26 protein-coding genes are annotated in these 25,216 nt (G+C 71.9%); 15 read left to right on the top strand and 11 right to left on the bottom strand.

The features are described 5' to 3' along the window. Window positions 1–309: 309 nt before the first annotated feature. Window positions 310–1,233, bottom strand: a complete 924-nt coding sequence (gene mshD / locus AAFN69_RS31940; protein ID WP_347732390.1) for a mycothiol synthase — start codon at window positions 1,231–1,233, stop codon at window positions 310–312. Between the two features lie 144 nt (window positions 1,234–1,377). Between mshD and AAFN69_RS31935 the strand changes: the two genes are divergently transcribed. The 3 genes from AAFN69_RS31935 (at window position 1,378) to AAFN69_RS31925 (ending at window position 3,202) form a co-directional block, all read left to right on the top strand. Then, window positions 1,378–2,226: a helix-turn-helix transcriptional regulator gene (locus AAFN69_RS31935; protein ID WP_347732389.1), complete on the top strand. Its 849-nt coding sequence runs from the start codon at window positions 1,378–1,380 to the stop codon at window positions 2,224–2,226. 10 nt (window positions 2,227–2,236) lie between these two features. Further along, window positions 2,237–2,452: a DUF397 domain-containing protein gene (locus AAFN69_RS31930; protein WP_347732388.1), complete on the top strand. Its 216-nt coding sequence runs from the start codon at window positions 2,237–2,239 to the stop codon at window positions 2,450–2,452. 165 nt (window positions 2,453–2,617) lie between these two features. Further along, a complete protein-coding gene (locus AAFN69_RS31925) occupies window positions 2,618–3,202 on the top strand; it encodes a hypothetical protein (protein ID WP_347732387.1) in 585 nt (194 codons plus the stop codon). Between the two features lie 53 nt (window positions 3,203–3,255). On the opposite strand, the gene AAFN69_RS31920 is transcribed toward AAFN69_RS31925, so the two are convergent. Then, the gene (locus AAFN69_RS31920; protein WP_347732386.1) at window positions 3,256–4,458 is read right to left on the bottom strand and encodes a serine hydrolase domain-containing protein; all 1,203 of its coding nucleotides are present in this window, start codon (window positions 4,456–4,458) and stop codon (window positions 3,256–3,258) included. Between the two features lie 57 nt (window positions 4,459–4,515). Beyond that, window positions 4,516–5,781, bottom strand: a complete 1,266-nt coding sequence (locus AAFN69_RS31915; RefSeq protein ID WP_347732385.1) for a serine hydrolase domain-containing protein — start codon at window positions 5,779–5,781, stop codon at window positions 4,516–4,518. A gap of 502 nt (window positions 5,782–6,283) precedes the next feature. On the opposite strand from AAFN69_RS31915, the gene AAFN69_RS31910 reads away from it, so the two are divergent. Beyond that, the gene (locus AAFN69_RS31910; RefSeq protein WP_347732384.1) at window positions 6,284–8,107 is read left to right on the top strand and encodes a bifunctional metallophosphatase/5'-nucleotidase; all 1,824 of its coding nucleotides are present in this window, start codon (window positions 6,284–6,286) and stop codon (window positions 8,105–8,107) included. 83 nt (window positions 8,108–8,190) lie between these two features. On the opposite strand, the gene AAFN69_RS31905 is transcribed toward AAFN69_RS31910, so the two are convergent. The 4 genes from AAFN69_RS31905 to AAFN69_RS31890 all read right to left on the bottom strand — a co-directional run bounded on the left by AAFN69_RS31905 (window position 8,191) and on the right by AAFN69_RS31890 (window position 12,510). Continuing rightward, the gene (locus AAFN69_RS31905) at window positions 8,191–9,630 is read right to left on the bottom strand and encodes a HAMP domain-containing sensor histidine kinase (RefSeq protein ID WP_347732383.1); all 1,440 of its coding nucleotides are present in this window, start codon (window positions 9,628–9,630) and stop codon (window positions 8,191–8,193) included. After that, complete coding sequence (locus AAFN69_RS31900; protein WP_347732382.1) at window positions 9,627–10,367, bottom strand: response regulator transcription factor; 741 nt, start codon at window positions 10,365–10,367, stop codon at window positions 9,627–9,629. The genes AAFN69_RS31905 and AAFN69_RS31900 overlap by 4 nt, the downstream gene beginning before the upstream one ends. A gap of 60 nt (window positions 10,368–10,427) precedes the next feature. After that, window positions 10,428–11,423 (bottom strand): trypsin-like peptidase domain-containing protein, encoded by a 996-nt coding sequence (locus AAFN69_RS31895; protein ID WP_347732381.1) that lies wholly within the window; start codon window positions 11,421–11,423, stop codon window positions 10,428–10,430. A 91-nt stretch (window positions 11,424–11,514) separates the two neighbouring features. Next, on the bottom strand, window positions 11,515–12,510 hold the full coding sequence (locus tag AAFN69_RS31890; protein ID WP_347732380.1) for a hypothetical protein: 996 nt from the start codon (window positions 12,508–12,510) through the stop codon (window positions 11,515–11,517). A 688-nt stretch (window positions 12,511–13,198) separates the two neighbouring features. Between AAFN69_RS31890 and AAFN69_RS31885 the strand changes: the two genes are divergently transcribed. Next, window positions 13,199–13,435 carry a hypothetical protein gene (locus AAFN69_RS31885; protein WP_347732379.1) on the top strand — a complete coding sequence of 79 codons (237 nt, stop codon included), beginning with the start codon at window positions 13,199–13,201 and terminating at the stop codon, window positions 13,433–13,435. A gap of 267 nt (window positions 13,436–13,702) precedes the next feature. On the opposite strand, the gene AAFN69_RS31880 is transcribed toward AAFN69_RS31885, so the two are convergent. Both AAFN69_RS31880 and AAFN69_RS31875 read right to left on the bottom strand, forming a co-directional pair. After that, a complete protein-coding gene (locus AAFN69_RS31880; RefSeq protein ID WP_347732378.1) occupies window positions 13,703–14,725 on the bottom strand; it encodes a LacI family DNA-binding transcriptional regulator in 1,023 nt (340 codons plus the stop codon). Window positions 14,726–14,749: 24 nt separating this feature from the next. After that, window positions 14,750–15,517 (bottom strand): response regulator transcription factor, encoded by a 768-nt coding sequence (locus AAFN69_RS31875; RefSeq protein WP_347732377.1) that lies wholly within the window; start codon window positions 15,515–15,517, stop codon window positions 14,750–14,752. Window positions 15,518–15,719: 202 nt separating this feature from the next. Here AAFN69_RS31875 and AAFN69_RS31870 point away from each other — a divergent pair, with 202 nt between their 5' ends. The 4 genes from AAFN69_RS31870 to AAFN69_RS31855 all read left to right on the top strand — a co-directional run bounded on the left by AAFN69_RS31870 (window position 15,720) and on the right by AAFN69_RS31855 (window position 19,223). Next, window positions 15,720–16,703, top strand: coding sequence for an alpha/beta hydrolase (locus AAFN69_RS31870; protein ID WP_347732376.1), 984 nt, complete (start codon window positions 15,720–15,722; stop codon window positions 16,701–16,703). A gap of 31 nt (window positions 16,704–16,734) precedes the next feature. Then, window positions 16,735–16,989 carry a MoaD/ThiS family protein gene (locus tag AAFN69_RS31865; RefSeq protein WP_347732375.1) on the top strand — a complete coding sequence of 85 codons (255 nt, stop codon included), beginning with the start codon at window positions 16,735–16,737 and terminating at the stop codon, window positions 16,987–16,989. Between the two features lie 10 nt (window positions 16,990–16,999). Further along, window positions 17,000–18,319 carry a hypothetical protein gene (locus AAFN69_RS31860; protein ID WP_347732374.1) on the top strand — a complete coding sequence of 440 codons (1,320 nt, stop codon included), beginning with the start codon at window positions 17,000–17,002 and terminating at the stop codon, window positions 18,317–18,319. A 154-nt stretch (window positions 18,320–18,473) separates the two neighbouring features. Beyond that, the gene (locus AAFN69_RS31855; protein WP_347732373.1) at window positions 18,474–19,223 is read left to right on the top strand and encodes a DUF2993 domain-containing protein; all 750 of its coding nucleotides are present in this window, start codon (window positions 18,474–18,476) and stop codon (window positions 19,221–19,223) included. Window positions 19,224–19,506: 283 nt separating this feature from the next. Here AAFN69_RS31855 and AAFN69_RS31850 read toward each other — a convergent pair whose 3' ends face one another. Beyond that, window positions 19,507–20,127 carry a TetR/AcrR family transcriptional regulator gene (locus AAFN69_RS31850; protein WP_347732372.1) on the bottom strand — a complete coding sequence of 207 codons (621 nt, stop codon included), beginning with the start codon at window positions 20,125–20,127 and terminating at the stop codon, window positions 19,507–19,509. Window positions 20,128–20,618: 491 nt separating this feature from the next. On the opposite strand from AAFN69_RS31850, the gene AAFN69_RS31845 reads away from it, so the two are divergent. The 3 genes from AAFN69_RS31845 (at window position 20,619) to AAFN69_RS31835 (ending at window position 22,292) form a co-directional block, all read left to right on the top strand. Continuing rightward, on the top strand, window positions 20,619–21,464 hold the full coding sequence (locus AAFN69_RS31845) for a sulfurtransferase (RefSeq protein WP_347732371.1): 846 nt from the start codon (window positions 20,619–20,621) through the stop codon (window positions 21,462–21,464). Between the two features lie 46 nt (window positions 21,465–21,510). Further along, window positions 21,511–21,798: a DUF1416 domain-containing protein gene (locus tag AAFN69_RS31840; protein ID WP_347732370.1), complete on the top strand. Its 288-nt coding sequence runs from the start codon at window positions 21,511–21,513 to the stop codon at window positions 21,796–21,798. 188 nt (window positions 21,799–21,986) lie between these two features. Continuing rightward, a complete protein-coding gene (locus AAFN69_RS31835; RefSeq protein WP_347732369.1) occupies window positions 21,987–22,292 on the top strand; it encodes a DUF3099 domain-containing protein in 306 nt (101 codons plus the stop codon). A gap of 19 nt (window positions 22,293–22,311) precedes the next feature. Here AAFN69_RS31835 and AAFN69_RS31830 read toward each other — a convergent pair whose 3' ends face one another. Continuing rightward, a complete protein-coding gene (locus AAFN69_RS31830; protein WP_347732368.1) occupies window positions 22,312–22,674 on the bottom strand; it encodes a DsrE family protein in 363 nt (120 codons plus the stop codon). A 379-nt stretch (window positions 22,675–23,053) separates the two neighbouring features. Between AAFN69_RS31830 and AAFN69_RS31825 the strand changes: the two genes are divergently transcribed. The 3 genes from AAFN69_RS31825 (at window position 23,054) to AAFN69_RS31815 (ending at window position 25,169) form a co-directional block, all read left to right on the top strand. Beyond that, window positions 23,054–23,626: an FABP family protein gene (locus AAFN69_RS31825; RefSeq protein ID WP_347732367.1), complete on the top strand. Its 573-nt coding sequence runs from the start codon at window positions 23,054–23,056 to the stop codon at window positions 23,624–23,626. A 64-nt stretch (window positions 23,627–23,690) separates the two neighbouring features. Further along, entirely contained in the window at window positions 23,691–24,185 is a 495-nt protein-coding gene (locus AAFN69_RS31820; protein WP_347732366.1) for a transcriptional repressor, read from the top strand. A gap of 18 nt (window positions 24,186–24,203) precedes the next feature. Continuing rightward, window positions 24,204–25,169 (top strand): glycine cleavage T C-terminal barrel domain-containing protein, encoded by a 966-nt coding sequence (locus AAFN69_RS31815; RefSeq protein ID WP_347732410.1) that lies wholly within the window; start codon window positions 24,204–24,206, stop codon window positions 25,167–25,169. Window positions 25,170–25,216 lie beyond the last annotated feature (47 nt).

Here is a 25,216-nt window from a genome sequence, read left to right as displayed (position 1 = left end):
AACGAGCGCGTCGGAGCGGGCCGGGGGGATCACGGCGTCCGGCGGAATGGTGACCGAGTCGGGTACAGCGGGCTGCATTGAGTGAGGATCGCAACGCTGTCTGAATGGCCGGTTAAGAGGATATGACGCTGGGGAATCGATGCGGCGCCCGCTGGGATACCGGCGCTGAGCTGCGAGGTTTCCGGGCCGGATGGGGTGTGGGGGCCTCGGTGATCAAGGAAGGGCGCCCGGATGGCGGGATTCCGCCGGGGTGGGCGGACCGGTGTCCGGGCTTCGGCCCCGGGGCGGGCTCCCCGGGGCCGCCGCCGGTCAGGACTCCGTGCGGTACATCAGATCGACCTCGTGGGTGATGAAGCCCAGCCGTTCGTAGACGGTCACCGCGGCCGTGTTGTCCGCGTCCACATAGAGCATCGCCGCGGGCAGCCGCTGTGCCGCCAGATGGCGCAGTCCGATCGCGGTGAGCGCCTTGCCGAGGCCGCCGCCCTGGGCGTCGGGCCGGATGCCGACCACGTACACCTCGCCGAGCCGCTCCGCGGCGTGGACCTTGGTCCAGTGGAAGCCGATGAGCTCGCCGTCCCGCTCGGCGAGGAAGAATCCGGCCGGGTCGAACCAGGGCTCGCCCTTGCGGTCGTCCAGGTCCCGCTGGGTGAGGGAGCCCTGCTCGGGGTGGTGGGCGAAGGCGGCGGCGTTCACCGCGAGCCAGGCGGCGTCGTCCTGCCCGGGGACGAAGGTGCGCACACTCACCCCGGGCGGCAGCACCGGCTCGGGGAGGTCGAGCGGCTCCAGCGGCCTGCGCAGCTGGCGCAGTTCGCGGAAGAGGGTGAGGCCGAGCACCTGGGCCAGATGGCGGGCGGCCGAGCGCCCGCCGTGCGCCCAGACCCGCAGCCGCTTGCCGGAGGCGGCGAGCAGCGCGCTGCCGAGTGCCCGGCCGTGGCCCTGCCCCCGGTGCGAGGGGTGGACGACCAGTTCGGCGGCCGGGGCCTCGACCGGGTCGGTGTCCTCCAGCTGCGCGTATCCGACGAGCTCGCCGCCGGCGGTCAGCAGCAGATGGCGCACGCCCTCCCGCCGGCCGCCGCGGAGCTGGAGCCGTCCCTGCTCGGAGACGGCCTGGGTCCCGTCGGACGCGGCGGCCTCCGCGAGCAGGGTGAGTACGGCATCGGCCTGTTCCGCCGTCGGCTCGTCGAGGGTTTCGATCTGCCTGCCGGGCCCGGGGGGAACTGCGTCGGTCGTCATGGGGACAGCCTAGGACGGCGCCCCCGAGAGCAGCAGGAGGGGCAGCGGCGGGGCGCAACAGTGGGACGGGCGTCGCACCCGAATCATGGTGCCGTGACACAGTGTTGGCGCACACTCATTGCCTCGCGAAGGGGAGGGGCCGCCATGCCGCCGAGGAGTTATCCGACCGCCCGACAGCGGCGGCTGGGGGCGGAATTGCGGAAACTGCGCGAACGGGCGGGGATGTCCGGCGCCACCGCCGCCGCGTTCCTGGGCGGTGAGCGGGCCCAGATCAGCCATATCGAATCCGGCCGTTACGGGGTGAGCGCCGAGCGCGTGCGCCGGCTGGCCGCCCACTACTCCGCGACCGACCGGCATCTCGTCGACGCGCTGGCGCAGATGGCGGAGGAACGCACCAAGGGCTGGTGGGAGGCGTACCGGGGGGTGCTGTCGCCCGGTTTCCCCGATCTGGCCGAGCTGGAGCACCACGCCACCGGGGTCCGCCAGATCCAGATGCTGCACATCCCCGGACTCCTCCAGACCCGGGAGTACGCCCGGGAGTTGATCCTCGGCGGGGTCGCGGGGCTCCCGGAGGCCGAGCTCGCTCCCCGGGTGGAGTTCCGGATATCCCGGCGGGGGATCTTCGACCGCCCGGTGCCGACCCGGTACGAGGCACTGGTGCACGAGGCCGCGCTGCGGATGCGGTACTGCTCGGACGAGGTCATGCGCGGGCAGCTGGAGTTTCTGCACGAGGTCTCGCACTGGCCGAGTGTCACGGTGCGGGTGATCCCCTTCGGCGCCCGGATCACCGGTTCGGTCCATTCGATGATGTACGCGAGCGCCGGCATTCCGCCGCTGGACACGGTCCAGCTGGACAGCGCCTTCGGCAGTGGATTCCTGGACGCCGAGCCGCAGCTGGCGCGGTACCGGGTGCTGCTGGAGTCGGCGGGGGCGGCCGCCCTCGACCCCGATGAATCGCGCACCGCGCTGCGGCGCATATCCCGGGAACGGTGAGTTCTTCCGCATGTCCGAGGCAATCCACTGGCAGAAGTCGTCGTTCTCGGGTGCGGACGACACTCAGGACTGTGTCGAGCTGGCCGGTGTCGACGGAATGATCCGCCTGCGCGAGAGCGACCACCCCGACCAGGTCATCACGATGCCCGTGGAGCGGCTGCGGTCGTTTCTGCGCGGCGTCAAGGCGGGCGAGTTCGACCATCTGACCGGAGGTCCGGCGGGCTGAACGCGCGGCGCCCCTCCTCGCCGTCCCGGCGGGCGCCGGCGGCCGGGTTCGGCACAACTGTGTGACGTCCCACTGTTGCGCCGTGGCGGAGCGCGGCGCTACCGTCGCTGTGCGTCGCCACCACGGGCCGGTTCCCGGCCATGCCACTGCGACAGGAGGCGAGACATGCTCGCGCCGTCCCACTCGGCGAGCCGGCCGGGGGCAATGCCGCCCTCGCGACGGATTCGCTCATCCCTGGTCCGCACCGGACTCCGGTACGAACTCCTGCTCCACCGGCCCTGTGCCGAGAACGAGAACGAACGCTGCCCCGAACCCCAGGAACTGGGCGCGCCCGACACCCCGCGCCGGGCGATCCGGGCCCTGCGCGACTCGGTGCGGGCGCGGGCCGCGCTGCTGGGCCCGCGCGACCGGTACGCCATTCTGGAGGCGCTCGACGACCACGGCGAGGGCGGGCTCTCCGGCGATGTGCAGGCGGTCGCCGCGCTCCACCGGGGCCTGCCGGTCGGTTTCGCCTTCACCTCGCTCAGCGGCGACCATCTCGAATGGGCGGTGCGCCCGGTGACCTTTCTCGCGCTGGTCCGGGTCCGGGACGGCGGTGCGGCCTGTCCGCCCGGCCGGAGCGCGGAGACGGCCGCCTTCGAGCCGCGCACCGTGCGCCCGGCGGTCCATCCGGCCCGCGGCCCGCGCACCGTACGGGCGGCGAGATCCGGTCCCGCCTCCGGCGGGCACAGCCGCGCACCGGCGCTCTGAGCCGTGCGGGCCGGGCGGAACACTCGTTTCCGCCCGGCCCGGCGGGGCCGCGCTCAGTAGATCTTGCGCGCCTTCGCCGCGGTGTTGCCGCAGAACGCCGCGTCGGTGACGGACGCCGCCCTGCTCCAGTCGCCGTTCTGGTTGGAGGCGACCGCACGCCGGCCGTTCTCCGTGGTCACGACCTCGGAGACGGAGCCGACGATCCCGCCGCTGTGGCCCCAGACCTTGGTGCCGCAACTGGTCTTGTAGGTGTAGACACCGAGGCCGTATCCGCCGCCCTCGCCCAGATCCCCGGCGGGCACCACGGTCTTCATGGCCCTGAGCTGCGCGGGCGGCAGCACCTTGCCGCCGAGCAGGGCACGGAAGAACCGGTTCAGATCGCCGGTGGTGGAGATGATGTCGCCGTCCGCCCAGCCCTGTGAGCCGTTCATCCTGGTGACGTCGTAGATCCTGGGCGCCGGCGTGGTGAAGTCGTAGAGGCTGGAGTACGCGCGGCTGCTCGGCTTCGGCAGGTGGACGCTGTTGCCGGGCTGGCTGGTGGAGGTGAGACCGAGCGGCTCGATGATGCGCTCGCGCACCGCGCGCTCATAGGCCGAGCCGGTCACCTTCTCGATGATCAGGCCGGCCAGGATGTAGTTGGTGTTGGAGTAACTGTGCTTGGCGCCGGGCTCGAAGAGCGGTGCGTGGCCCATGGCGACCCCGACATGGTATTCGGGCGGAATCGTGTCGTACCGGTGCTTCAGAAAGCCCGGGGCCAGCAGGTACTTCTTGACGTACTCCTCGTCGGCGAGATAGTCGAAGAGCCCGCTGGTGTGGTTGAGGAGCTGCCGTACGGTGATCTTCCGGCCGTCGTTGCCATGGCCCCGGACCACTCCCGGCAGATGCTTCTCCACCGTGTCGTCGAGATCGAGCTTCCCCTCGGCCTCCAGCTTCAGCAGTACGGTCGCCACGAAGGTCTTGGTGATGCTGGCGATCCGGAAGCGGTCGTTCACATCGCGCGGCTTCCCGGTGGTCCGGTTGCCGACGCCCGCGTGGTCCTTCCAGGAGCCGCCGCGGACGCTCTCCGCCGCGACCACGCCGGGGATTCCGCCCGCCACGATCGCCTCCATGGCCTGCCGGGCCGCCGGGTGCCCGCGCTCGCCCGCCTGCTCCGCGTGGGCGGGCGCGGCGAAGGCGGTGGCGGCCAGGGCCGCCGCCACGATCCCGGCCGCCCCGGCCCGTGCCGCGCTCCGGGCTATTCCGACGTGTGCTGTCATGTCCTGCTCCTCGCTGTGTGGTGTGTGCCGGTTCCCGGCGGCGGTGGTACGGGAAGGTCAGCGCCCGGACCCGGCCGCGGCCTCCCGGGCGGCCGTCCTCCCCCGCGGGCCCGTGTCCGGCTCCGCGGCGCTCGCGCCGGCCCTCGCCTCGGCGCCGTCGCAGAACCCGGCCGTCAGCAGCTCGGCGAGCCCGCCGTCGGACCAGTCCCCGTTGAGGTTGAAGGTGAAGGACCGGCTGCCGTCCTCCGAGGTCGCCGAGTACGAGGTGGAGCCGATCCAGCCGCCGCCGTGGCCGAAGATGGTCTTCTTGGTCTTTCCGCAGGTCAGAACATTCCGCTCCAGACCGAGCCCATAGCCGGAGCCGGCGTCGTCCGAGGCGGGGCTGATGGTCTTCATCTTCTTCAGCTGCGCGGCCGGCAGCAGCTTGCCGCCCAGCAGCGCGCGGTAGAACCGGTTCAGATCCCGCGAGTCGGAGATCATGTCGCCCTCGGCCCAGGACTGGGAGGCGTTCTGGTGGGTGACGTCGTGGATCCTGGTCGCGGCGGGGTCGAAGGAGAGCTTCGAATACGCCCGGCTGCTCGGCAGTTCCATCCGCGACCGGTTGCCGGGCGCGGTGGTGGCCCGCAGCCCCAGCGGCTCGATGACGCGCTCGCGCACCTCGCGCTCATAGGTCGAGCCGGTCACCTTCTCCATGATCAGGGCGGCGAGGACGTAATTGGTGTTGGAGTACGCGTAGTCCGTGCCGGGCTCGAAGCCGGGCGGGTGCTTCATCGCGGTGGCCACCGCCACCTGCGGGCTCCGGTAGTCGTAGCGGTGCTTCAGAAAGCCCCCGGCCGCCATGTACTTGTTCCGGTACTCGGTGTCGTTGAGGAAGTCGTATACGCCGCTGGTGTGCTCCAGCAGCTGCCGCACGGTGATCTTCCGGCCGTCGTGGCCGTTGCCCCGGACCAGGCCCGGCAGATGCTTCTCCACCGTGTCGCCGAGACCGAGCCTCCCCTCGGCCTCCAGCTGGAGCATCACCGTGGCGACAAAGGTCTTGGTGATGCTGGCGATCCGGAATTTGTCGTTGGTCCCGCGCGGCTTGCCGGTTCGGCGGTCACCGACGCCCGAGGTGCCCTTCCAGACCCGGTTTCCCTCTCTCACCTGCGCGGTCACCCCGGGGATGCCGCTCGCCACGATGGCGTCCATGGCCCGCTGCACCTCCGGCCGCTGCGGTGTCCGGTCCCCCTGCTGCGCCCGCGCGGAGGCGGTGAACGCCGTGGCGGCCAGGGCCGCCGCGGTGATGCCCACCAGCGCGGTGCGTGCCCCGATGCGTGCTCTCATGCCCGTACTCCTCACTCTTCCGCCCGTCCCGTGGTCGGCGGGGCGGGCGGTGTCGCTGTGCTGCCGTGCGCGGCGGCCGTCGCCGTGCCCGTACGTGCCCCCGCTTGATCCGGTTCCATTGGGTTTCCGATGGATCGGAGGGGCCTGTCCGGATTCATTCGGACGGCCGCCGGGGCGGGTGCGACGGGTCGGTGCGGTTCCGCCGCCGGAGCGGCCCTGTCCGTACGGCTGTGGTGTTCCGTGACGTGATCCCGTCCGGGCAGGGCCGCCGCGCAGCGGCATCGCCTGAAGTGACCTCGGGGGGAGGGGTTTTGGTTGATCGGCGTTCCGCTATGGCCGAATACCGCCGCTGGCGGAGAACGCACTTCCGGGCGCGATCCGGCCCCGGACGGCGCGCGAAGGCAATCAGGTCGTGACCTCATCCCTCTGTCGCGCTACGCGCGTTGACTCTAGGCTGCGCTCGCAGCCCCCCATTTCAACCGCCCAACCAGCAAGGGGAACGATGACACCCGTCCCGCAGAGCACCCAGCGCACGAGAACGGAGCGCCGGGTCAAGCGCACGCTCGCCGCGGTCGCCGGACTGGCCACCCTGGGGGCGCTGGTCGCCGCCATGCCCGCCGGATCCTCCGCGCAGCAGGGGAAGGACGAGCGACACCGGGGCAAGGACCGCACCGTCGACGTCCAGCTCCTCTCCTTCAACGACTTCCACGGCCATCTGCAGCCGCCCTCGGGCTCGGGCGGCCGGGTCACCCACACCAACCCGGACGGCACCACCCGGACCATCGACGCGGGCGGCGCCGAGTATCTGGCCACCCATCTGCGCGAGGCCCGCAAGGGGAATCGTTACTCCGTCACCGCCGCGGCCGGTGACCTGATCGGCGCCACCCCGATGCTCTCCGGGCTCTTCCACGACGAGCCCTCCATCGAGGCGCTGAACAAGCTGGAGCTCGACGTCAGCTCGGTCGGCAACCACGAGTTCGACGAGGGTGCCAAGGAGCTGGCCCGGATCCAGAAGGGCGGCTGTCACCCCACCGAGGGCTGCTACGAGAAGGGCAAGCGCTTCAAGGGCGCCGCCTTCCCGTACCTCACCGCCAACGTCAACCACGAGAAGACGGGCAAGCCGCTCCTCGACCCGTACTGGGTCTGGAAGGAGAACGGCGTCAAGATCGGCTTCATCGGAGTGACCCTGGAGGGCACCCCGGACATCGTCAACTCCGAGGGCATCAAGGGCCTGAAGTTCGCCGACGAGGTCGAGTCGATCAACAAGTACGCCCGGATCCTGGAGCGCCAGGGCGTCAAGGCGATCGTCGCGCTGCTGCACGAGGGCGGCTCGCCCGCCTCCTCCTCGTACAACTACAACTGCGACAGCCCCGGCCCCGGCGACGGGATCTCCGGCCCGATCGTGGAGATCGCCAGGAACGTCAGCCCGCAGGTCGACGCGATGGTGACGGGCCACACCCACCAGGCGTACGCCTGCTCCATCCCGGACCCCTCCGGCAACCCGCGCACCGTCACCTCGGCCGCCTCGGCGGGCCGGCTCTACACCGACACCACGCTGACCTACGACCGCCGCGTCGGCGACGTGGTCCGCACCTCGGTGAAGTCCGCCAACCACGTCGTCACCCGCGATGTGCCCAAGGCGCCGGACATCACCGCGCTGATCGACCGCTGGAACACGCTGGCCGCCCCGGTCGCCAACCGTCCCGTCGGCCACATCGCCGCCGACATCGAGAACCCGTTCACCGAGGAGCGCCCGCTGGGCAATCTGATCGCGGACGCACAGCTCGACGCGCTCGCCCCGGCCGACAAGGGCGGTGCGCAGCTCGCCCTGATGAACCCGGGCGGCATCCGCGCCCCGCTGACCCACAAGGCGTCCGGCGCCGAGGGCGACGGAGTGGTGACCTACGGCGAGGCGTTCACCGTGCAGCCGTTCACCAACATGATGAATGTGGTGGACCTGACCGGCGCCCAGCTGGTCACCGCGCTTCAGCAGCAGGTCAGCGGCTCGAACCAGGGCGCGCCCAAGATCCTCCAGGTCTCCCGGGGCTTCACCTACACCCTGGACATGACCAGGGCGGGTGCCGACCGGGTCGTCACCGGCTCGGTGCGGCTGAACGGCGAGCCGATCGACCCGGCGAGGACCTACCGGGTCGCCATGAATGAGTTCCTCACCGGCGGCGGCGACGGCTTCGCCGTCCTCAAGGAGCACAAGAACAAGCTCGTCGGAGCCTCCGACCTGGATGTCCTCATCGACACGCTCGCGAAGTCCAGCGCGTCCGCGCCGCTGACCCCGCCGGCGCCGGGACGGATCACCGTCATCAAGTAGGACGGTGGCACGAGGGCGGGGCGGCGGGGCCGGGAGGGCCCGCCGCCCCGCTTCCCTCTGTGCCGCGCGCCTCCCCGGCCTCCTCAGAAGGAGGGCGGTGCCGGGGGCCGCGGCGGGGCCGGTACCGCGGGCGGCGGCTCGGCGGCCCCGGGAAGGCTGATGGCCACCCGCGTACCGCCGCCGGCCGCCGGGGTCAGCTCCACCCCGCCGCCGGCCTGCTGCACCGTGCGCGCCACGATCGAGAGACCGAGCCCTGAGCCGGGCAGCGCCCGCGCCGACGGCGAGCGCCAGAACCGCTCGAAGACATGCGGCAGCTCATCGGCGGGAATCCCCGGCCCGTGGTCGCGCACCGTCAGCTGACCCGCCGCCAGCCGCACCTCCACCGTGCCGCCGGGCGGCGAGAACTTCACCGCGTTGTCCAGCACATTCACCAGCGCCCGCTCCAGCGCGGCCAGCTCGGCCCGCACCCACCAGGGCGCCAGCGAGGTCTCGAAGACCAGCTCCGGACCGCGCAGCCGGGCCCGCTCCAGCGCGGTGCCGGCGATCTCGTGCAGCGGCACCACCGTCAGCGGCCCGCCCTGCGCGGCGTCGGGCCGGGAGAGCTCCTGAAGATCCCCGATCAGCGCGGCCAGCTCGGTCAGCTGCGCCTTCACCGAGGCCAGCAGCGCGCGCCGGTCGTCCGGCGGAATCGCCCGGCCGGTCTGCTCGCTCCGCGCCAGCAGCTCGATATTGGTCCGCAGCGAGGTCAGCGGGGTGCGCAGCTCATGCCCCGCGTCCGCGATCAGCCGGGCCTGCCGGTCCCGGGAGGAGGCGAGCGCGGCGGTCATCGCGTTGAACGAACGCGAGAGCCGGGCGATCTCGTCCTCGCCGTCGGCCGGGATGTGGATGGTCAGATCCTCCGTGCGGGCCACATGCTCCACGGCCCCGGTCAGCCGGTCCACCGGCTTCAGCCCGGTCCGCGCCACCCACAGGCCCGCCAGGCCGGCGCCGATGACACCGAAGCCCGCGAGCCCGGAGAGCAGCAGCGCCAGCCGGTTCAGCGAGGTGTCGATCTCGTCCAGCGGCCGGGAGACCGAGACGGTGACCGGCAGGCCGTTGCCGATCCGCATCAGCGAGGTGTGCACCCGGACCGGCGAACCGTCGGCCGTGACGCTGTCGTGCAGCGCGCTCTTGCGCTTGCCGTTGGCGACCTCGACGTCCGAGGGCTTGACCTTCACCGGCTCCGAGTACGGCGCGACGCAGCGCCTGCCGTCCGGGGCCACCAGCTGGAAATAGGCGAAGGGCGGGAAGTCCTGGTCGACCCGGGCGTTGTTGTAGCAGTTGTCATAGGCCTGCTGGACGGCCTCGGCGGGCGCGGAGGTGTTGCGGAGCGTGTTGTTGAGCTCCGCGTTGAGCTGATTGCGGGTGAGCAGCCAGGAGACGACGGCCACCGCCGCCACGGCGATGGCGACCGCGACGGCGACCAGCAGGGCGAGCCGGGATCGGAGCGGAAGGGCGCGGAACCGGGCCGCCGGACCCGTCACGCCTCACCGCTCCCGGCCCGCAGCACATAGCCGACCCCGCGCACCGTGTGCACGAGCCGGGGCTCGCCGCCCGCTTCGGTCTTCCGGCGCAGATACATGACGTACACATCCAGTGAGTTGGAGCTGGGTTCGAAGTCGAAGCCCCAGACGGCCTTGAGGATCTGCTCCCGGGTGAGCACCTGACGGGGGTGGGCCAGCAGCAGTTCGAGCAGGGTGAACTCGGTCCGGGTCAGCTCCACCGCGCGCTCGCCCCGGTGGACCTCGCGGCTGGCCAGATCCATCCGCAGATCGGCGAAGGCCAGCACCTCGTGCCCGTCGTCCGCCGCGCCCGGGGCCTCCGCCCGCCCGGCGTAGGAGCTGCGGCGCAGCAGGGCGCGGATCCGGGCGAAGAGCTCGTCGAGCTCGAACGGCTTGACGAGATAGTCGTCGGCCCCGGCGTCCAGCCCGGTGACCCGGTCGCCGACGGTGTCCCGGGCGGTGAGCATCAGGATCGGCACGGTGGAGCCGGTGCTCCGGATCCGGCGGGCGGCGGTGAGGCCGTCCATCCTCGGCATCTGGATGTCCAGCACGATCAGCTCCGGCCGGTACGCCTCCGCCTTGGCGAGCGCGTCGGCGCCGTCGACGGCGGTCTCGGTGGCGTACCCCTCGAAGGCGAGGCTGCGCCGGAGGGCGTCACGGACTGCGGGCTCGTCGTCGACGATGAGGATGCGTTCGCCTTCACGGGGAGTGGTCGTCATGGGATCAGGGTTTCACGGCGGCCGGGACCGCACACGGAGCCGGTACGGGCTCCGTCGCGGTCAGCCTCCGGCGCGCAGATCGCCGAGGCTGTCCTTGACGGTGTCGACGGGGATGGCGAAGCCGAGCCCCACACTTCCGGCGGCCCCGTTGGCGGCGCTGGGCGAGTACATGGCGGAGTTGATGCCGATGATCTCCCCGCGCATATTGATCAGCGCGCCGCCGGAGTTCCCGGGGTTGAGGGACGCGTCGGTCTGGATGGCCTTGTAGGTGGTCTTCGACTCGCCGGTGTCGCCGTTGAACTGCCGGCCGCCGAATTCGAAGGGCCAGCCGGTGCCGTCCTGCCGCTGTTGCCGCTGGGCGCGGTCGGGCTCCTTGGCGACGGTGACATCGCGGTCGAGCGCGGAGACGATTCCGCTGGTCACGGTGCCGGTGAGGCCCTCGGGGGAGCCGATGGCCACGACTTCCTCGCCGACCTTGACGTCCTTGGAGTCGCCGAGCGCCGCGGCCCGCAGACCACTGGCCCCCCGCAGCTTGATCAGGGCGAGGTCCTTCTCCGGCTCGGTCCCGATCACATCGGCGGTGTATGTCTTCCCGTCGCTGAGCCGCACCTGGACGGTCTGGGCGCCGGAGAGCACATGGCTGTTGGTGACGATCTCGCCGTCGGAGGTGATGATCACCCCGGAGCCGGTGGACTGGCCGGCCCTGATCTCGACGATGCTGGGCATCAGGGCCTGGGCGACCCCGGCCACGGTTCCGGCGCTGGTGGTGGAGACGGTGGTGCCGCTGATCCCGGTGGAGCCCCGTGCGGCCTCGCTGCCGGCGGCCCGGTCGATCAGTACGGAGACGCCGCCCCCGATCGAGGCGGCGAGCACCGCGACGGCCAGCACCAGGCCGATCGGGCGCCTGCCGCGGCCCCGGTGCCGGGGTGCGGCGGCCGGGGGTTCGGCGGGGGGCGGCGGATAGGCGGCCCAGGGGGCGCCCGCGGCGGCGTCGTACGCCTGCGGATGGTACGGCGGGTGTGCCTCGTGGGCCTGATCGCGGTAGTGGTCCGTCATGCCCCCGACTCTCCCGGCCGCACATGAGAACCGTCTGAACTGCCACTGAGAAGCCGCGCAGAACTCGGTGGAAGCCGGATGAATCCCCGGCTCAGGTGGCGGCGGCGAGGGTGTCCGCGAGCCGGTCGGCGCCCGGGGCGCCGGCGGGCAGCGACCGGTAGAAGGCCACGGCACGGGTCCGGGTGAGACCGCCGCGGTAGCCGGGGGGCAGACTGCTGTACGCCTCGGCCGCGATGTGCGCCGCCTCGGCCCGCTCGCCGTCGTGCGCCCGGCAGGACGCCCGGTCGATGGCGATCAGCGCCCTGGTCATCAGCGAGGGCGCCCGGGAGAGCTCCAGGGCCCGCTCCTGGGCCTCGTACGCCCTGCGCGTCTCACCGAGCTGGGTCAGGGCCTGGCTGGCGTGGACGAAGTGCTTCTGGAGCGGATAGCCGAACCAGGTGTCGGTGCGCTGCTGCGGCACCAGGCGCTCGGCGATGGCCTCGGTGTCGGCGACCGCCTTCAGCGCCTTCTCCCGGTCGCCGGTGGCGGCATGCGCGCGGGCGGCGACGGCGGCGGCGAGCGCGGCGGCGGCGGACGGCTTGGCACCGGCCAGCTGCCGCGCCCGGGAGGCGAGCGCGGCGGCGGCCCGCGGTGCGCCGTAGTTCAGCGGGACCATGGCCTCGCGGCCGAGCACCCAGGAGTGCAGCAGCCGGTCGCCGGACTGTTCGGCGGCCCGTCCGGCCGTCCCGAACCAGCGGTGCGCCTCGCGGTGTTGACCGAGATCGTGCAGGACGATCGCGGTCATGCCGGCCATCCGTCCGGTGATGTAGCAGAGTTCCGTCCGGCTTTTCACGGTCTGGGGCCGGGAGAGCAGCGGATGCAACTCCGCGAAGTCCTCCAGGAGATGGGAAAGGACATCGCTGGGGTTCTGCCCCCGGTATCCGTATCCGTATCGCTCGGTCGTGGTCTCCCAGAATCCGATGTCGGCCGCGCTGGGGTCGGCGGCCAGCGCGGCATCGATATCGTGACGGGCGTTGGTCAAAGCGGCGAGCCCGGGACCGGCCAGTCCGGCAGCGAGCGCGCCGCGCAATAGGTTGCGGCGCTTCATGGGGTCGTCTCCGTCTTGGGTGTGGGGCCCCGGAGTTGTTGAAGCCTGTGCTTCCCGCGGCCTTTCCGCCAGGGCCGAGTCCCGGCCCCGATCGGCCGGTTCCGCCTTGACGGTGTCGAACATTTCTTCCGCTCCGGCAGCCGTGTCCGGTGCCAGGAGCACTGCCAATTCCTCAGTGGTCAGCTTGAGGAGCTTCGCGATCTTGGGGCGCTGCCAGGGGTGGGGCGCGGATCTGCCGCTCTCCCACCGCTGAACCGTGGTCCGGTCGGCGCCGACCTCTTCCGCGAACTTCTCCTGACTGTAACCGCATGACTTCCGATGCTGAATAAATCCGTGTCGTCTGGCGGTCATTCTCGTACCTCCGGCGCCGGAGAAAACTTCCCAGGTGAGAGTATCCGGTGCCGCAACTCCGCGGCAGAAGTGCGGCATTTGCGCGGTGGTGGCCGGAGCGGGCTCCCGGTTGACTCTCTCAGTCCAGCACCGACCGAGCCGAGGGGCAGCGATGAACGATCCCGGACGGGCCCAGCGGGCCGCCGTCATTCAGTCCGCCGACATCCCCCGCCGGGGCGAGTTCATACGCGTGTGCGCCGCTCCGGCTCTCACCCGGAAGAGTGCTCCGGGTAACCGCGATGCCAACCCGACGCCGTTCGGCGGGAGTTGGTTCGGCATTGGACTGAGGTGGTCGTTCATGAGTGCTGCAAACTACAACGAATATCGCTACCGGGTCGGCGAGGTGGTCACGGACACCGCCGGCAAGCGCGTCGGAAGGGTAATGGGCCATGTGGGAGGGCGAGTTCAGCTCCGCCCGCTGCACGGCGGTGTGGAGTGGGACGCGCTGCCGCAGAATCTGCGCAGGCTCACCTCGTCCGACGCGCTGAGCGCGGCGGTCGCCGAGGTCAACGCGCACAGCCGGCGGCGGGTCTGATCCGCCCGGCGGGAGCGCTCCCGCCCGCCGCCGGGGGCGGCGGCCACGCGTCCGGGGTGCCCGCGGCACGGCCGGCCGGGGTGATCGGGCCCCGGCCGAGCGGCCCCCGGGTGTTCTCCCGCGGTGCCCCGGTCCGGCCGCCGGTTCTCCCGGCCGGCGGCCTTCCTCCGGGTCGTGGGCGCCCTGGCGCGGGGCAGTGGCCCACCGGTGGGCGTTCAGGGGCCCGGGTCTCCGGGCGGGGGAGGGCCGGCGGGCGCGGCCCGGGGCTCAGCCGCAGCCGCAGGAGCGGCGGATGACCAGGCCCGACGGGAAGAGCCGGACCCGCTCGCGGCGGGAGCCGGCCAGCCGGAGGCTCTCGTCCAGGACCAGATCGACGGCGACCCGGGCCATCGCCGGACGGTCGGAGGAGACCGTGGTCAGCGGGGGGTCCGTCAGATGGGCTTCCTTCACATCGTCGAAGCCGGCCACCGCCAGCTCGCCCGGGACGTCGATGCGCAGCTCGCGGGCGGCCCGCAGCACGCCGATCGCCTGGTCGTCCGTGGAGCAGAAGATCGCCGGCGGGCGGTCCGGGCCCGACAGCAGCTTCAGGGCGACCTGATACGCCTCGTAGCGGTTGAAGGGGGCCTTGAAGAGCCGGCCCTCCACCGAGCGGCCGGATTCCAGCATCGCGCGGCGCCAGCCCTCGACATGGTCGGTGACCGGGTCGCCGACCGGCGGGGTGGTGTCCGGGCCGCCGAGGCAGGCCACATAGGGATAGCCGTGTTCCAGCAGATGGCGGGTGGCGAGCTGGGCGCCGCCGACGTCGTCCAGGACGACCGCGACGTCGTCGATCGCCTCGGGGCGCTCGTGCAGGAGCACGACCCGGGCCTCCCACGCCTCGATCTCCTGCGCGGCCTGCTCGGTCAGACCCTGGCTGACCAGGATCAGACCGGCGACCCGCATGCCGAGGAAGGCGCGGAGGTAGTGGACCTCGCGCTCCCGGCGGTAGTCGGAGTTCCCGACCAGCACCATTTTCCCGCGCTCGGCGGCCGCCTGCTCGACCGCGTGGGCCATCTCCGCGAAGAACGGCTGCCGTGCGTCGGGGACGATCATTCCTATGAGGTCGGTCCGCCGCGACGCCATCGCCTGGGCGACCCGGTCCGGTCGGTACCCCAGTTCCTTGATCGCGGCGAGTACTCGCTCGCGCGTGGCCGGGGCGACCGGCCGGGGTCCGTTGTTGATGACGTAGCTGACGACGGCGGTCGAAGTCCCCGCCAGTCGCGCCACATCGTCCCGCGTCACCTTGGCCACGCGCGGCAGTCTACGCGTGGTGACCTACCTCTGGGCAGGGCTTACAGCGGCTTTCTGCTGCTCGGCGGGTTCACCCGAACGGGTGAGTGCCGAGGCGGCCTCGGCGGCCTCCCGCTCCACCTTCTCGGGGGCGACGAAGCGGTAGCCGACATTCCGTACGGTGCCGATGAGCGACTCGTGCTCGGGGCCGAGCTTGGCGCGCAGCCGCCGGACATGGACGTCGACCGTCCGCGTACCGCCGAAATAGTCGTACCCCCAGACCTCCTGGAGCAGCTGGGCCCGGGTGAAGACCCGGCCGGGGTGCTGGGCGAGGTACTTCAGCAGCTCGAACTCCTTGAACGTGAGATCGAGCACCCGGCCCTTCAGCTTCGCGCTGTAGGTCGCCTCGTCCACCGAGAGATCGCCGTTGCGGATCTCCATGGGGGAGTCGTCGCAGCCGATCTGCCTGCGGCCCATCGCCAGCCGGAGCCGGGCCTCCACCTCGGCCGGTCCCGCCGTGTCGAGCAGGACGTCGTCGACACCCCAGTCGGCGGTGACGGCGGCGAGGCCGCCCTCGGTCACCACCAGGATCAGCGGGCTGCCGGGCCCGGTGGACCGCAGCAGCTGACAGAGCGACCGCACCTGCGGGAGCTCGCGGCGGCCGTCGATCAGGATCACATCGGCCCCGGGAGTGTCCACGAGGGCGGGGCCCTCGGCCGGTGCCACGCGCACGCTGTGCAGCAGCAGTCCGAGGGCGGGGAGTACCTCCGCCGACGGCTGGAGGGCATTCGTCAGCAGCAGAAGGGAACTCATCGCGCCCCACCTGCCCCGGTCCGGGTCATTGTTTGGTGCACGGTTCGCTCGCCCATAACGTCGGTTCCTCCTCGGTCCCTGCGAGGACGTTGGTGCGGCCCTGCTTTGTACGGTTGGTTCATCTGCTCGTAACAACGGTCAGAAAACACAAAAGGACCCGGGGGCTGCGTCGCCCGGATCCTCTCCGAGCACAATAGCTCACATGCGTTCCGAGCCAGAGGGCCGATTTCACAGTGCGGACGCCCTGCCGGCTTTGCGCGGCTCTTTCCGCGAAGCCCTGCGTACCACTCTTACCACTTTCGATCGCGTCCCGATCGAAGCCGAGTACAGACCGCGTACGGGGGCGCTCGAATCGCGCACAACCCGCCCTCGGGACGAGACCGCGATCGTGATCGCCCATGGTTTCAGCGGCTCGCTGGACCGGCCGTCGGTGCGCCGCGCGGCGGGCGTGTTCGCCGCCCACGCGGCCGTGGTGACCTTCTCCTTCCGTGGTCACGGCCGGTCCGGCGGGCGCTGCACGGTCGGTGACCGCGAGATTCTCGATCTGGCGGCGGCCGTCGCCTGGGCGCGTGAGCTGGGCCACCGGCGGGTGGTGACGGCGGGGTTCTCGATGGGCGGATCCGTGGTGCTGCGCCATGCCGCGCTGTACGGGCCGGGCGCCGGCCCCGGCCGGTCGCTGAGCCGGGGGCGTATCGAAGCGCGGGAGGCGCACAGGGCGCACGCCGCATATACGCAGAGTGACCCGCACGCCCCCGTGAACGGGGTGTCCGCCGCCGGTGCGGACGCCGTCGCCGCGGTGAGCGCGCCCGCCCGCTGGTTCTACCGGGGCACCGTTCCGATGCGGCGGCTGCACTGGGTGGTGTCCCGGCCGCTGGGCCGGGCGGTGGGCCGGTACGGGCTGCGCACCCGGATCGAACCGGCGGCGTGGGACCCCGTACCGCTCTCCCCGGTGGAGGCGGTGCCGCTGATCGCGCCGGCCCCGCTGCTGATCGTGCACGGCGACCGCGATCCGTACTTCCCGCTCGACCATCCCCGGGCCCTCGCCGCCGCCGCGGGAGCGGGGGATCCGGTCCGGCTCTGGCTGGAGCCGGGGATGGGCCACGCCGAGAACGCCGCCGGCGACCGGCTGCTCGGCCGGATCGGGGCCTGGCTCGCCGATCCGGAGTCCGCCGGCGATGGCTCATGATGGATGCGGACGACCGACAGGGGAGAGGCATATGCCGGCGGTGACCATCCGCTACTGGGCGGCGGCGAGGGCCGCGGCCGGGACCGACGCGGAGCCGTACGAGGCGGGCACGCTCGCCGAGGCCCTCGCGGGGGTCCGGCAGCGGCACCCCGGCGAGCTGACGCGCGTGCTGCGGCGGTGCTCGTTCCTGATCGACGGGGACCCCGTCGGGGTCCGGGACCATGAGACCGTACGGCTGGCCGAGGGCGGCACGGTCGAGGTGCTCCCGCCGTTCGCAGGAGGGTGAACCGCACAGCATGAGCAGTGACAGCAGCGATCAGCAGTATCCGTACGGGCAGCAGCCGGATCCGCACGGTACGGATCCGTACGGGCAGCCGGACCCCTACGGGCAGCAGCAGTACCACCAGCCGCAGCAGCAGCCGGGTCCGTACCACCAGCCGCAGCAGCAGCCGGGTCCGTACCACCAGCCGCAGGCACCCCGGGCGTACGGACAGAGCGGGCCGTACCAGTACCCGCAGCCCTCGCCGGGGGAGTACCAGGAGTCCGCCCAGACCTGGGAGGGCGAGACCTGGAGCACTCAGTACCAGCCGGCGGTGCCCGCCGCGCCCGCGCCCGGGCCGGCCGTTGAGGAGACCGCCCATCTGCCGCCGGTGCGGGAGGCGTACCCCCCGCAGGCGCACGGCGGCCACCGGCGGGCACCGGTCGCGCCCGCACCTCCCGGGTCGCTCCAGGGGGCGCTTCCGCTGCCGCCCGAGGCACCCGCCCCGCACCGCGCCGCCGGGCCCGGCACCCCCGCCGGACCCGCCGCCCCGGAGCCCGCCGAGGGCTACACCACCCCCACCACCGGCGGCAACGCCCGGATCACCGACGCTCAGCGGGCCCGTGCCGAGGGGCGCTCACCGATCATTCCGCCGGGGATCCAGCCGGCCGTGCTGACCGCCGGACTCGGCCTGCTCATCGCGGGCGGCGCGGCGATCGGCTCGTACGCCCTGCTGCTCCCGCTCGTCCTGCTCCAGGCCGTCACCGCGGCCGGCTGGTTCCGGCTGAACGGCATGTGGCCGGCCCGGCAGGGCATCGCGCTCGCCTTCGCCGGCGGGCTCGTCGCCGATGGCGTCCTGCTCACCGCCGGCCGGGAGAACGCCCCCGCCGCGATCCTCGGCACCCTCGGCGTCTGGGTGCTGATCACCCTCGTCCTCCAGCTCCGCAGCCATGCCAGCCCGGACGAACGCATGCAGGGCCTGATGGCCACCGTCGCCTCGGCGGCCCTGGCCGTCCTCGCGGCCGGATACTTCGCGGCCGCCGACGCGGCGGTGATCACCGGCGCGGTCGCGGTCGCCGCCGCCGTCGTGGTCCGCGCGCTGCCGCTGCCCGGGATCGTCTCCGTCGCCGCGGCCCTGGCCGCGGGCGCCGGTGCCGGTGCCCTCGCGGGCCGCTTGGCGGATCTCGGCTCCGGCGGGGTGCTGCTCGGACTGGGCGCCGGCGGCCTCGCGCTGATCGGACTGCGGGTGGCGAGCTATGACTATCCCTCCCGGTTCGTCCACTTCACGGCCGGGGTGGCGCTGCCGCTGACCGCTGCCGCGCCCGGCGTCTATCTGATCGGCCGGATGCTGGCCTGACCGGCCCGGATCCGGTGCCCGGGGCCGCGCGGCGGCCCCGGGCACCGGAACCAAAGGAGCCGCCCGTTCGTCGGTTCCCAGCGACAGGGTGTTGTCCGGAGCCGGGTGAAAGGGCGCGGAGAGCGGCCGAATCGCCAGCTGGGGGAGACCGATCATGCGCGCCGTGCGAATACTCCTGATCCTCGCCGTGGTCCTCGGCGGGATCTTCATCGCGGCGGACCGGATCGCGGTCCACTACGCGGAGTCCGAGGCCGCCGACCGGATCAGAAGCAGCCAGGATCTGAGCGACACCCCCGAGGTCTCGATCAAGGGCTTCCCCTTCCTCACCCAGGTCGCGGATCGCCGGCTCGAACGGGTCGACATCAGTCTCGCCGGGATCACCGCGAGCGCCGGCGGCCGGCCCGTGCGGGTCACCGAGGTCCGGGCCGAGCTGAGCGATGTGCTGATCCGGGGCAACTTCTCCTCCGCCGTCGCCGCGCGGGCCGACGGCTCCGCGAGGATCTCCTACGCCGATCTCGCCAGGTCCGCGCCCGGGGGTGCCACCGTCTCCTGGGCGGGTGCCGACCGGGCCGCGAAGAACCAGGTCAAGGTGACGGGTCCGCTGGTCCGGGTGCTGGAGGGGGCGGGGATACCGGTGCCCCGCGCCGTGGCGGACGCGCTGGGGGACCGCAGTGTCACCGTGCACAGCGAGGTCGAGCTCACCGGCGGCGACACGGTCCGGCTGAGGGCCGAGTCCCTGCCCGATCTGCCGGTGCCCGGCTTCGACACCGAGCTGCGCCGCGCCCTGGACTACGAGCTGAGGATCGAGCGCCTGCCCGTGGGCCTGAAGCTCGACCGCGCCCGGGTGGATCAGGGCGGGATCGAGTTCTCCGGCACCGGCAGGGATGTGGCGCTGGTGGGGTGAGGCCCCCGGGCCTCACCCGACGGCGGTGGCCATCCGCGGCAGCGCCGCGGCGGAGAGGATCACCGGAGGGGCGTACCAGCAGTAGTGGAGTAGCTAATTCCGGACCGGGATCCGGGTCAGCCGCTCCGTGACCGGGCCCGGATGGAAGGCGATGGTCAGCGGGACGCCGGTCTCCGCCGTCACCTCCGGGGCGAGGAGGGCCGGGAGCAAGGGTCCCGGCGTGAGCGGATTGGCGCCGGCGGTCCGCACCCTGTGCCGCGCCTTCTCTCCCCCGGGAGGGCGGTCAGTCCGGCAGATGGAGGGAGACCAGCCGGTCCAGATGGACCCCTGCCAGCAGCAGCGCGCGCTCGTCCCGGGCGACCTGTGCCGCGAACTCCGCTCCTTCCAGCGTGCTGATCACCGTGCTCGCCAGTTCGTCCGCCGTCCTGTCGTCGATGCCCGCCGCCCGCAGCCGCTCGCCGACCAGCCCCTGCCAGCGGGTGAACGCCTCGGCCGCCGCTTCCCGGATGTCCGGGAAGCGGGCGGCCGTGCCCAGCGCGGTGGCGGTGACCGGGCAGCCGTCGGCCCACTCCGAGGCGCGCAGCGACTCGGCCAGGCTGCGGGCGACGGCGCCGATCGCCGCGCCCGGATCGGGCTCGCTGTCCAGCAGCTCCCCGAGCACCCCGGAGAACTCCTCGTCCCCGCGGTGCACCGCGGCCACCGCCAGCTCCTGCTTCCCGCCGGGGAAGAAGTGGTAGACCGAGCCGAGCGTGGCCTCGGCCCGCTGCGAGATCTGCTTGATCCCGGTGCCCTCGTACCCCTGGCGCTGCATCAGCGCCGAGGCGGCCCGGACGATCCGCTCCCGTGTGCCGGGCCGGTCCTCGTCCGCCGCGGGCGTACCGTGCCGCTGTGTCCTGGTCTGCATCCCCCGAACGTACTGGATGGAACGTCCACTACAGAAGCCCCGCCCGCGCTTCCCCGGCCCGGTCGGCCGCATGGTGAGACGGCTCTGTCCGATGGGTAGAAGGCCAAGGGGGCCGAGACCTGGAAGGAGTGGTTCCGGACCCGGTGCAACCTCGTCTTCGTATCGAATAGTGGATGATCGTGTCTCGGTATTTGACACACCGGTGACATTGCGGGCGCTTCGTCCCTACGATCGGTCGCATGAAGCAGCGACAGGCGGATCTCACGAAGCGGCGGGCAGTCGACCTGTGCCGCGTCGCCGCCATGCTCTGTCGCGCCATCTGAGCGGGAGCGTTCGCTCCCCTGCCCCGGCCCTTCGACCCCTCTCACGGATCAGGGCCACCCGCTGTGCGCCGCGTACGCACGCCTCCCCGCGTCCCTCACGCTCCCGCACAGCTGATTCGCAAGCTTTCTTCGCACCGCCCGCCGCACACTGCCCCGGAGGAGAACAGCATGAGCCGCAGCGACGTCCTGGTTGACGCCGACTGGGTCGAGGCCCACATCGACGACCCGCAGGTCGCCATTGTCGAGGTCGACGAGGACACCTCGGCCTACGAGAAGAACCACATCAAGAACGCGATCCGGATCGACTGGACGAAGGACCTCCAGGACCCGGTCCGCCGTGACTTCATCGACCAGGAGGGCTTCGAGAAGCTGCTCTCCGCCAAGGGCATCGGCAACGACACCACCGTCATCCTCTACGGCGGCAACAACAACTGGTTCGCGTCCTACGCCTACTGGTACTTCAAGCTCTACGGCCACGACAGCGTCAAGCTGCTCGACGGCGGCCGCAAGAAGTGGGAGCTGGACTCCCGCGACCTGGTCGACGGCGCGCAAGTCCCGCAGCGCCCGGCCACCGAGTACAAGGCCAAGCCGCAGGACGCCTCCATCCGCGCCTTCCGTGACGACGTCGTCGCCGCGATCGGCACGCAGAACCTCGTCGACGTGCGCTCGCCCGACGAGTTCAGCGGCAAGCTGCTCGCCCCGGCCCACCTTCCGCAGGAGCAGTCGCAGCGTCCGGGCCACGTCCCGACCGCCCGCTCCATCCCGTGGTCGAAGAACGCCAACGACGACGGCACCTTCAAGTCGGACGACGAGCTCAAGGCCCTCTACGAGGACGAGCAGGTCGACCTGGCGAAGGACACCATCGCCTACTGCCGCATCGGCGAGCGCTCGGCCCTGACCTGGTTCGTGCTGCACGAGCTGCTCGGTGTCGAGAACGTCAAGAACTACGACGGCTCGTGGACCGAGTACGGCTCCCTCGTCGGCGTGCCGATCGAGCTCGGCGCCGCCAAGTAGTCCTGCCCTTCCCTGCTTTCCGAAGCTTCCTGATCTGGAGAACCGTATGTGTGGAGCGAAGGCCGGGGGCCCCGACGCCTCGGCGATCAAGCCCGGTGAGACCACCATCCAGGGCCATGTGACCCGCGACGGCGAGCCCGTCACCGGTTACGTCCGGCTGCTGGACTCGACCGGCGAGTTCACCGCCGAGGTCCCGACCTCGGCGACCGGCCAGTTCCGCTTCTACGCGGCCGAGGGCACCTGGACCGTCCGCGCCCTGGTGCCGGGTGGCACGGCCGACCGTACGGTCGTCGCGCAGACCGGTGGCCTGGCCGAGGTGGCCATCGCCGTCTGACGCGGGCCGGACCCGGGCGGCTCGACCGCCCATTGATCATCCGTCGAGCGATCGGTGATCATATTGAACGGCCGAAGGGCCGCATCCCCGGGGGTTGGACGCCACTGGATCGGGGTGCGGCCCTTCGGTTGTGCCCGCCGCCCGTCCCGTTCGGTGGCGGGGGGCCGATCCGGTCGTACGCTGGAGACATGTACGCACGGCGGCGGCGTGCCTATTTCCTGCTGATGGGCGTGTGCCTGCTTCTCTTCGTCACCGCCGGGGCCCTGGTGAGGCTCTGGTCGGTCCCGGCGGCCGTCGCCATGTGTGTGGTGGCGATGGTCATTCCGCCCTTCGCGGCGATCATCGCCAACCGGCGCGGCCCGGACGATCCCTGGTGGGACGAGGAACAGCCGCCGCCGCCCCCGCCGCGCCGGCGGCGCCGGGGGGACTCGCCGACCGGTGACCCCGAGTCCGACGAGTGGTGGGACGAACTCGACGGCAAGCGCAGGCCGTGAGCGGCCGGCGCCCGGCCGGTCAGTAGACCAGCGCCTGTACGCCCTCGCCCATGATCTCGCCGAGGAAGACCTGCGCCCCCGCGATCCGCACGCCCTCCAGGACGTCCTCCCCGGTGATCTCCCGGCGGGCCGCGCACTGGGTGCACAGGGTGATGCGCCCGGCCGTCAGGATCGAGTCGATCAGCTCCGGCAGCGGTGCCGCGTGCGGCAGTTCGAACTCCGCCGCCCGGCCCTGCAGCGCGAACCACGAGGACTCGCCGGTCAGCCAGAGCGACACCTCGACCCCACTGGCCACGGCGACCGCCGCCACCGTGAACGCCTGCGAGCACCGCTCGGGCGCGTCGGCACCTGCGGTCACCTTGATCACGAGCTTCTTCGCCATGACCGAACTGTAATCCGGGCCGCCGCGACCCCGCGCATCCCCGGCGGGCCGGATGTGTGCACGATGCACGGAGGAAGTCGGCGGGCCGGATCCGGTGGGGTCTCCCGGCCGGGCAACGGCTTTCCCGCCGACGCCGGCCGACCTCACACCGGCGGCCGGGCCCCAACCCATTAGGCTGGGGACCGGTCCGTTTCCACCCCGCGGTCCCCCGTGCGTACCGAGGAGCACCCCGTGCTTGAGTTCTTCTTCGAGGCCCTGCTGGTTCTGGTCTGCGTCGGCGTCGGCGCCTTCGCGGCCCTGACCGTGAAGAAGCTGTACCAGGGCCAGCGCTGACCGCCCTTTCCGTACCGCCCCTCCCCACAGATCGCCTGAGCTGATCATGATCGAGATTCCGTCCGACCTGAACCCGGACCTCGTCCCCCTCGCCTTCCTCCTCGGCACCTGGGAGGGCGCGGGCGTCTCCGACTTCCCCGGCGCCGAGAAGTGCAACTTCGGCCAGTCCGTCACCTTCAGTCATGACGGGCGGGACTTCGTCGAGTACTCCTCGCACAGCTGGGTCCTCGACGCCGAGGGCGGCAAGGTCAGGCCGCTGGAGAGCGAGCACGGCTACTGGCGCATCGACAAGGACCGCAAGGTCGAGATCGTCATGGTCCGCGACCAGGGCGTGGTCGAGGTCTGGTACGGCGAGCTCGCCGATCAGAAGCCGCAGATCGACCTGGTGACCGACGCCGTCGCGCGGACCGCCGCGTCCGGCCCCTACAGCGGGGGCAAGCGGCTCTACGGCTATGTCAAGGGCGACCTGATGTGGGTGGGCGAGAAGTCCACCCCGGAGGTTCCGCTGCGGCCGTACATGTCGGCGCATCTGAAGAAGGTCGTCACCCCGGAGCAGGTGGAGTCCTGGGCCAAGGACCTCGGTGACCTCCCGGACGACGGGATCACCTTCTTCAAGTAGGCCAATGCCGCGAGCGGGCCGCCGGACCGGCGGCACCGCCGCCGCGCCTGCCTACACTGGGAGCGTGGTGAGCACCGACTGGAAGAGTGATCTGCGGCAGCGCGGCTACCGGCTGACCCCGCAGCGCCAGCTTGTCCTGGAGGCGGTCGACACCCTCGGCCACGCGACACCGGACGACATCCTCTGCGAGGTGCGCAGAACCGCCTCCGGGGTCAATGTCTCCACCGTCTACCGGACCCTGGAGCTCCTGGAGGAGCTGGGGCTGGTCTCGCATGCCCATCTGGGCCACGGCGCGCCCACCTACCATCTCGCCGACCGGCACCATCACATCCATCTGGTCTGCCGGGACTGCTCGGCGGTGATCGAGGCCGATGTCTCCGTGGCCGCCGACTTCACCGCGAGGCTGCGCGAGACCTTCGACGGCTTCGACACCGACATGAAGCATTTCGCGATCTTCGGCAGGTGCGGCGGGTGCACGGCCGCCCGCGAGAGCGCCGCCGAGGCGGCCTCCTCCGGGTCCGGGGATCGCGCCGACGGGGCGCCGGCCGGCGAGTCGTAGGCTTTCCCCATGGCCACTGTGAAGAGCCCTCTGCTGTCCCTGCCCGGTGCCGTCCCCGCCGAGGGCGTCGACGAAGGCGTCGCCGCGCACTACGGCGATCTCTTCCGCGAACAGCGGGCCCTCGCCGACGGCAGGGGTCTGGTCGATCTCTCGCACCGCGCGGTGGTCACCGTCACCGGCGAGGACCGGCTGGTCTGGCTCCATCTGCTGCTCACCCAGCACATGACCGACCTTCCCGCGGGCCGGGCCACCGAGTCGCTGATCCTCACCTCCAACGGCCATATCGAGCATGCCCTCTATCTGGTGGACACCGGCGACACCGTCTGGATCCATGTGGAGGCCGGCTCGCAGGGGGAGCTGATCGACTATCTGGAGTCGATGAAGTTCTACTACCGGGTCGAGGTCGCCGACCGGACCGCGGACTTCGCGGTGGTGCATCTGCCCGCCGGATCCATCGCCGAGGTGCCCGGGGGTGTGGTCGTCCGCGAGATGTCCCACGGCCGGGATCTCTTCCTGCCGCGCGCCGATCTGCCGGCGTTCGCCGCCGCGCACGGCCCGGCGGCCGGGATCCTGGCGTACGAGGCGCTGCGGGTGGAGGGTCACCGGCCCCGCTTCGGCTTCGAGACCGATCACCGCACCATCCCGCACGAGCTGGGCTGGATCGGCACCGCCGTCCACCTCCAGAAGGGCTGCTACCGGGGCCAGGAGACGGTGGCCCGGGTGCAGAATCTGGGGAAGCCGCCGCGCCGGCTGGTCTTTCTCCATCTGGACGGCAGCGAGGTGCATCTGCCGGGGCACGGCACACCGGTCCGGCTGGCCTCGGACGGCCCGGACGGGCGCCCGCTGGGCTTCGTCACCAGCTCGGCCCGCCACCACGAGCTGGGGCCGATCGCGCTGGCGCTGGTGAAGCGGAACGTACCGGTGGACGCGGAGCTGATGGCGGGGGAGACCGCGGCGGCTCAGGAGACGGTCGTCGAGCCGTAGGGACCGGAGGGGCCGGGGCGACAGCCGTACGGCCCCGCCGCGGCCCC

The sequence above is a fragment of the Streptomyces sp. CAU 1734 genome, assembly GCF_039888735.1.
Classification (GTDB): domain Bacteria; phylum Actinomycetota; class Actinomycetes; order Streptomycetales; family Streptomycetaceae; genus Streptomyces.
The sequence above is the reverse complement of the archived record's forward strand: the minus strand, read 5'-3'. Positions and strand labels throughout refer to the sequence as shown.

Bases quoted from the DNA above. Each gene is read 5' to 3' on its own strand.
- mshD (WP_347732390.1), bottom strand. From the start codon at position 1,233: ATGACGACCGACGCAGTTCCCCCCGGGCCCGGCAGGCAGATCGAAACC.
- AAFN69_RS31935 (WP_347732389.1), top strand. From the start codon at position 1,378: ATGCCGCCGAGGAGTTATCCGACCGCCCGACAGCGGCGGCTGGGGGCG.
- AAFN69_RS31930 (WP_347732388.1), top strand. From the start codon at position 2,237: ATGTCCGAGGCAATCCACTGGCAGAAGTCGTCGTTCTCGGGTGCGGAC.
- AAFN69_RS31925 (WP_347732387.1), top strand. From the start codon at position 2,618: ATGCTCGCGCCGTCCCACTCGGCGAGCCGGCCGGGGGCAATGCCGCCC.
- AAFN69_RS31920 (WP_347732386.1), bottom strand. From the start codon at position 4,458: ATGACAGCACACGTCGGAATAGCCCGGAGCGCGGCACGGGCCGGGGCG.
- AAFN69_RS31915 (WP_347732385.1), bottom strand. From the start codon at position 5,781: ATGAGAGCACGCATCGGGGCACGCACCGCGCTGGTGGGCATCACCGCG.
- AAFN69_RS31910 (WP_347732384.1), top strand. From the start codon at position 6,284: ATGACACCCGTCCCGCAGAGCACCCAGCGCACGAGAACGGAGCGCCGG.
- AAFN69_RS31900 (WP_347732382.1), bottom strand. From the start codon at position 10,367: ATGACGACCACTCCCCGTGAAGGCGAACGCATCCTCATCGTCGACGAC.
- AAFN69_RS31895 (WP_347732381.1), bottom strand. From the start codon at position 11,423: ATGACGGACCACTACCGCGATCAGGCCCACGAGGCACACCCGCCGTAC.
- AAFN69_RS31890 (WP_347732380.1), bottom strand. From the start codon at position 12,510: ATGAAGCGCCGCAACCTATTGCGCGGCGCGCTCGCTGCCGGACTGGCC.
- AAFN69_RS31885 (WP_347732379.1), top strand. From the start codon at position 13,199: ATGAGTGCTGCAAACTACAACGAATATCGCTACCGGGTCGGCGAGGTG.
- AAFN69_RS31875 (WP_347732377.1), bottom strand. From the start codon at position 15,517: ATGAGTTCCCTTCTGCTGCTGACGAATGCCCTCCAGCCGTCGGCGGAG.
- AAFN69_RS31870 (WP_347732376.1), top strand. From the start codon at position 15,720: ATGCGTTCCGAGCCAGAGGGCCGATTTCACAGTGCGGACGCCCTGCCG.
- AAFN69_RS31865 (WP_347732375.1), top strand. From the start codon at position 16,735: ATGCCGGCGGTGACCATCCGCTACTGGGCGGCGGCGAGGGCCGCGGCC.
- AAFN69_RS31860 (WP_347732374.1), top strand. From the start codon at position 17,000: ATGAGCAGTGACAGCAGCGATCAGCAGTATCCGTACGGGCAGCAGCCG.
- AAFN69_RS31855 (WP_347732373.1), top strand. From the start codon at position 18,474: ATGCGCGCCGTGCGAATACTCCTGATCCTCGCCGTGGTCCTCGGCGGG.
- AAFN69_RS31850 (WP_347732372.1), bottom strand. From the start codon at position 20,127: ATGCAGACCAGGACACAGCGGCACGGTACGCCCGCGGCGGACGAGGAC.
- AAFN69_RS31845 (WP_347732371.1), top strand. From the start codon at position 20,619: ATGAGCCGCAGCGACGTCCTGGTTGACGCCGACTGGGTCGAGGCCCAC.
- AAFN69_RS31840 (WP_347732370.1), top strand. From the start codon at position 21,511: ATGTGTGGAGCGAAGGCCGGGGGCCCCGACGCCTCGGCGATCAAGCCC.
- AAFN69_RS31835 (WP_347732369.1), top strand. From the start codon at position 21,987: ATGTACGCACGGCGGCGGCGTGCCTATTTCCTGCTGATGGGCGTGTGC.
- AAFN69_RS31830 (WP_347732368.1), bottom strand. From the start codon at position 22,674: ATGGCGAAGAAGCTCGTGATCAAGGTGACCGCAGGTGCCGACGCGCCC.
- AAFN69_RS31825 (WP_347732367.1), top strand. From the start codon at position 23,054: ATGATCGAGATTCCGTCCGACCTGAACCCGGACCTCGTCCCCCTCGCC.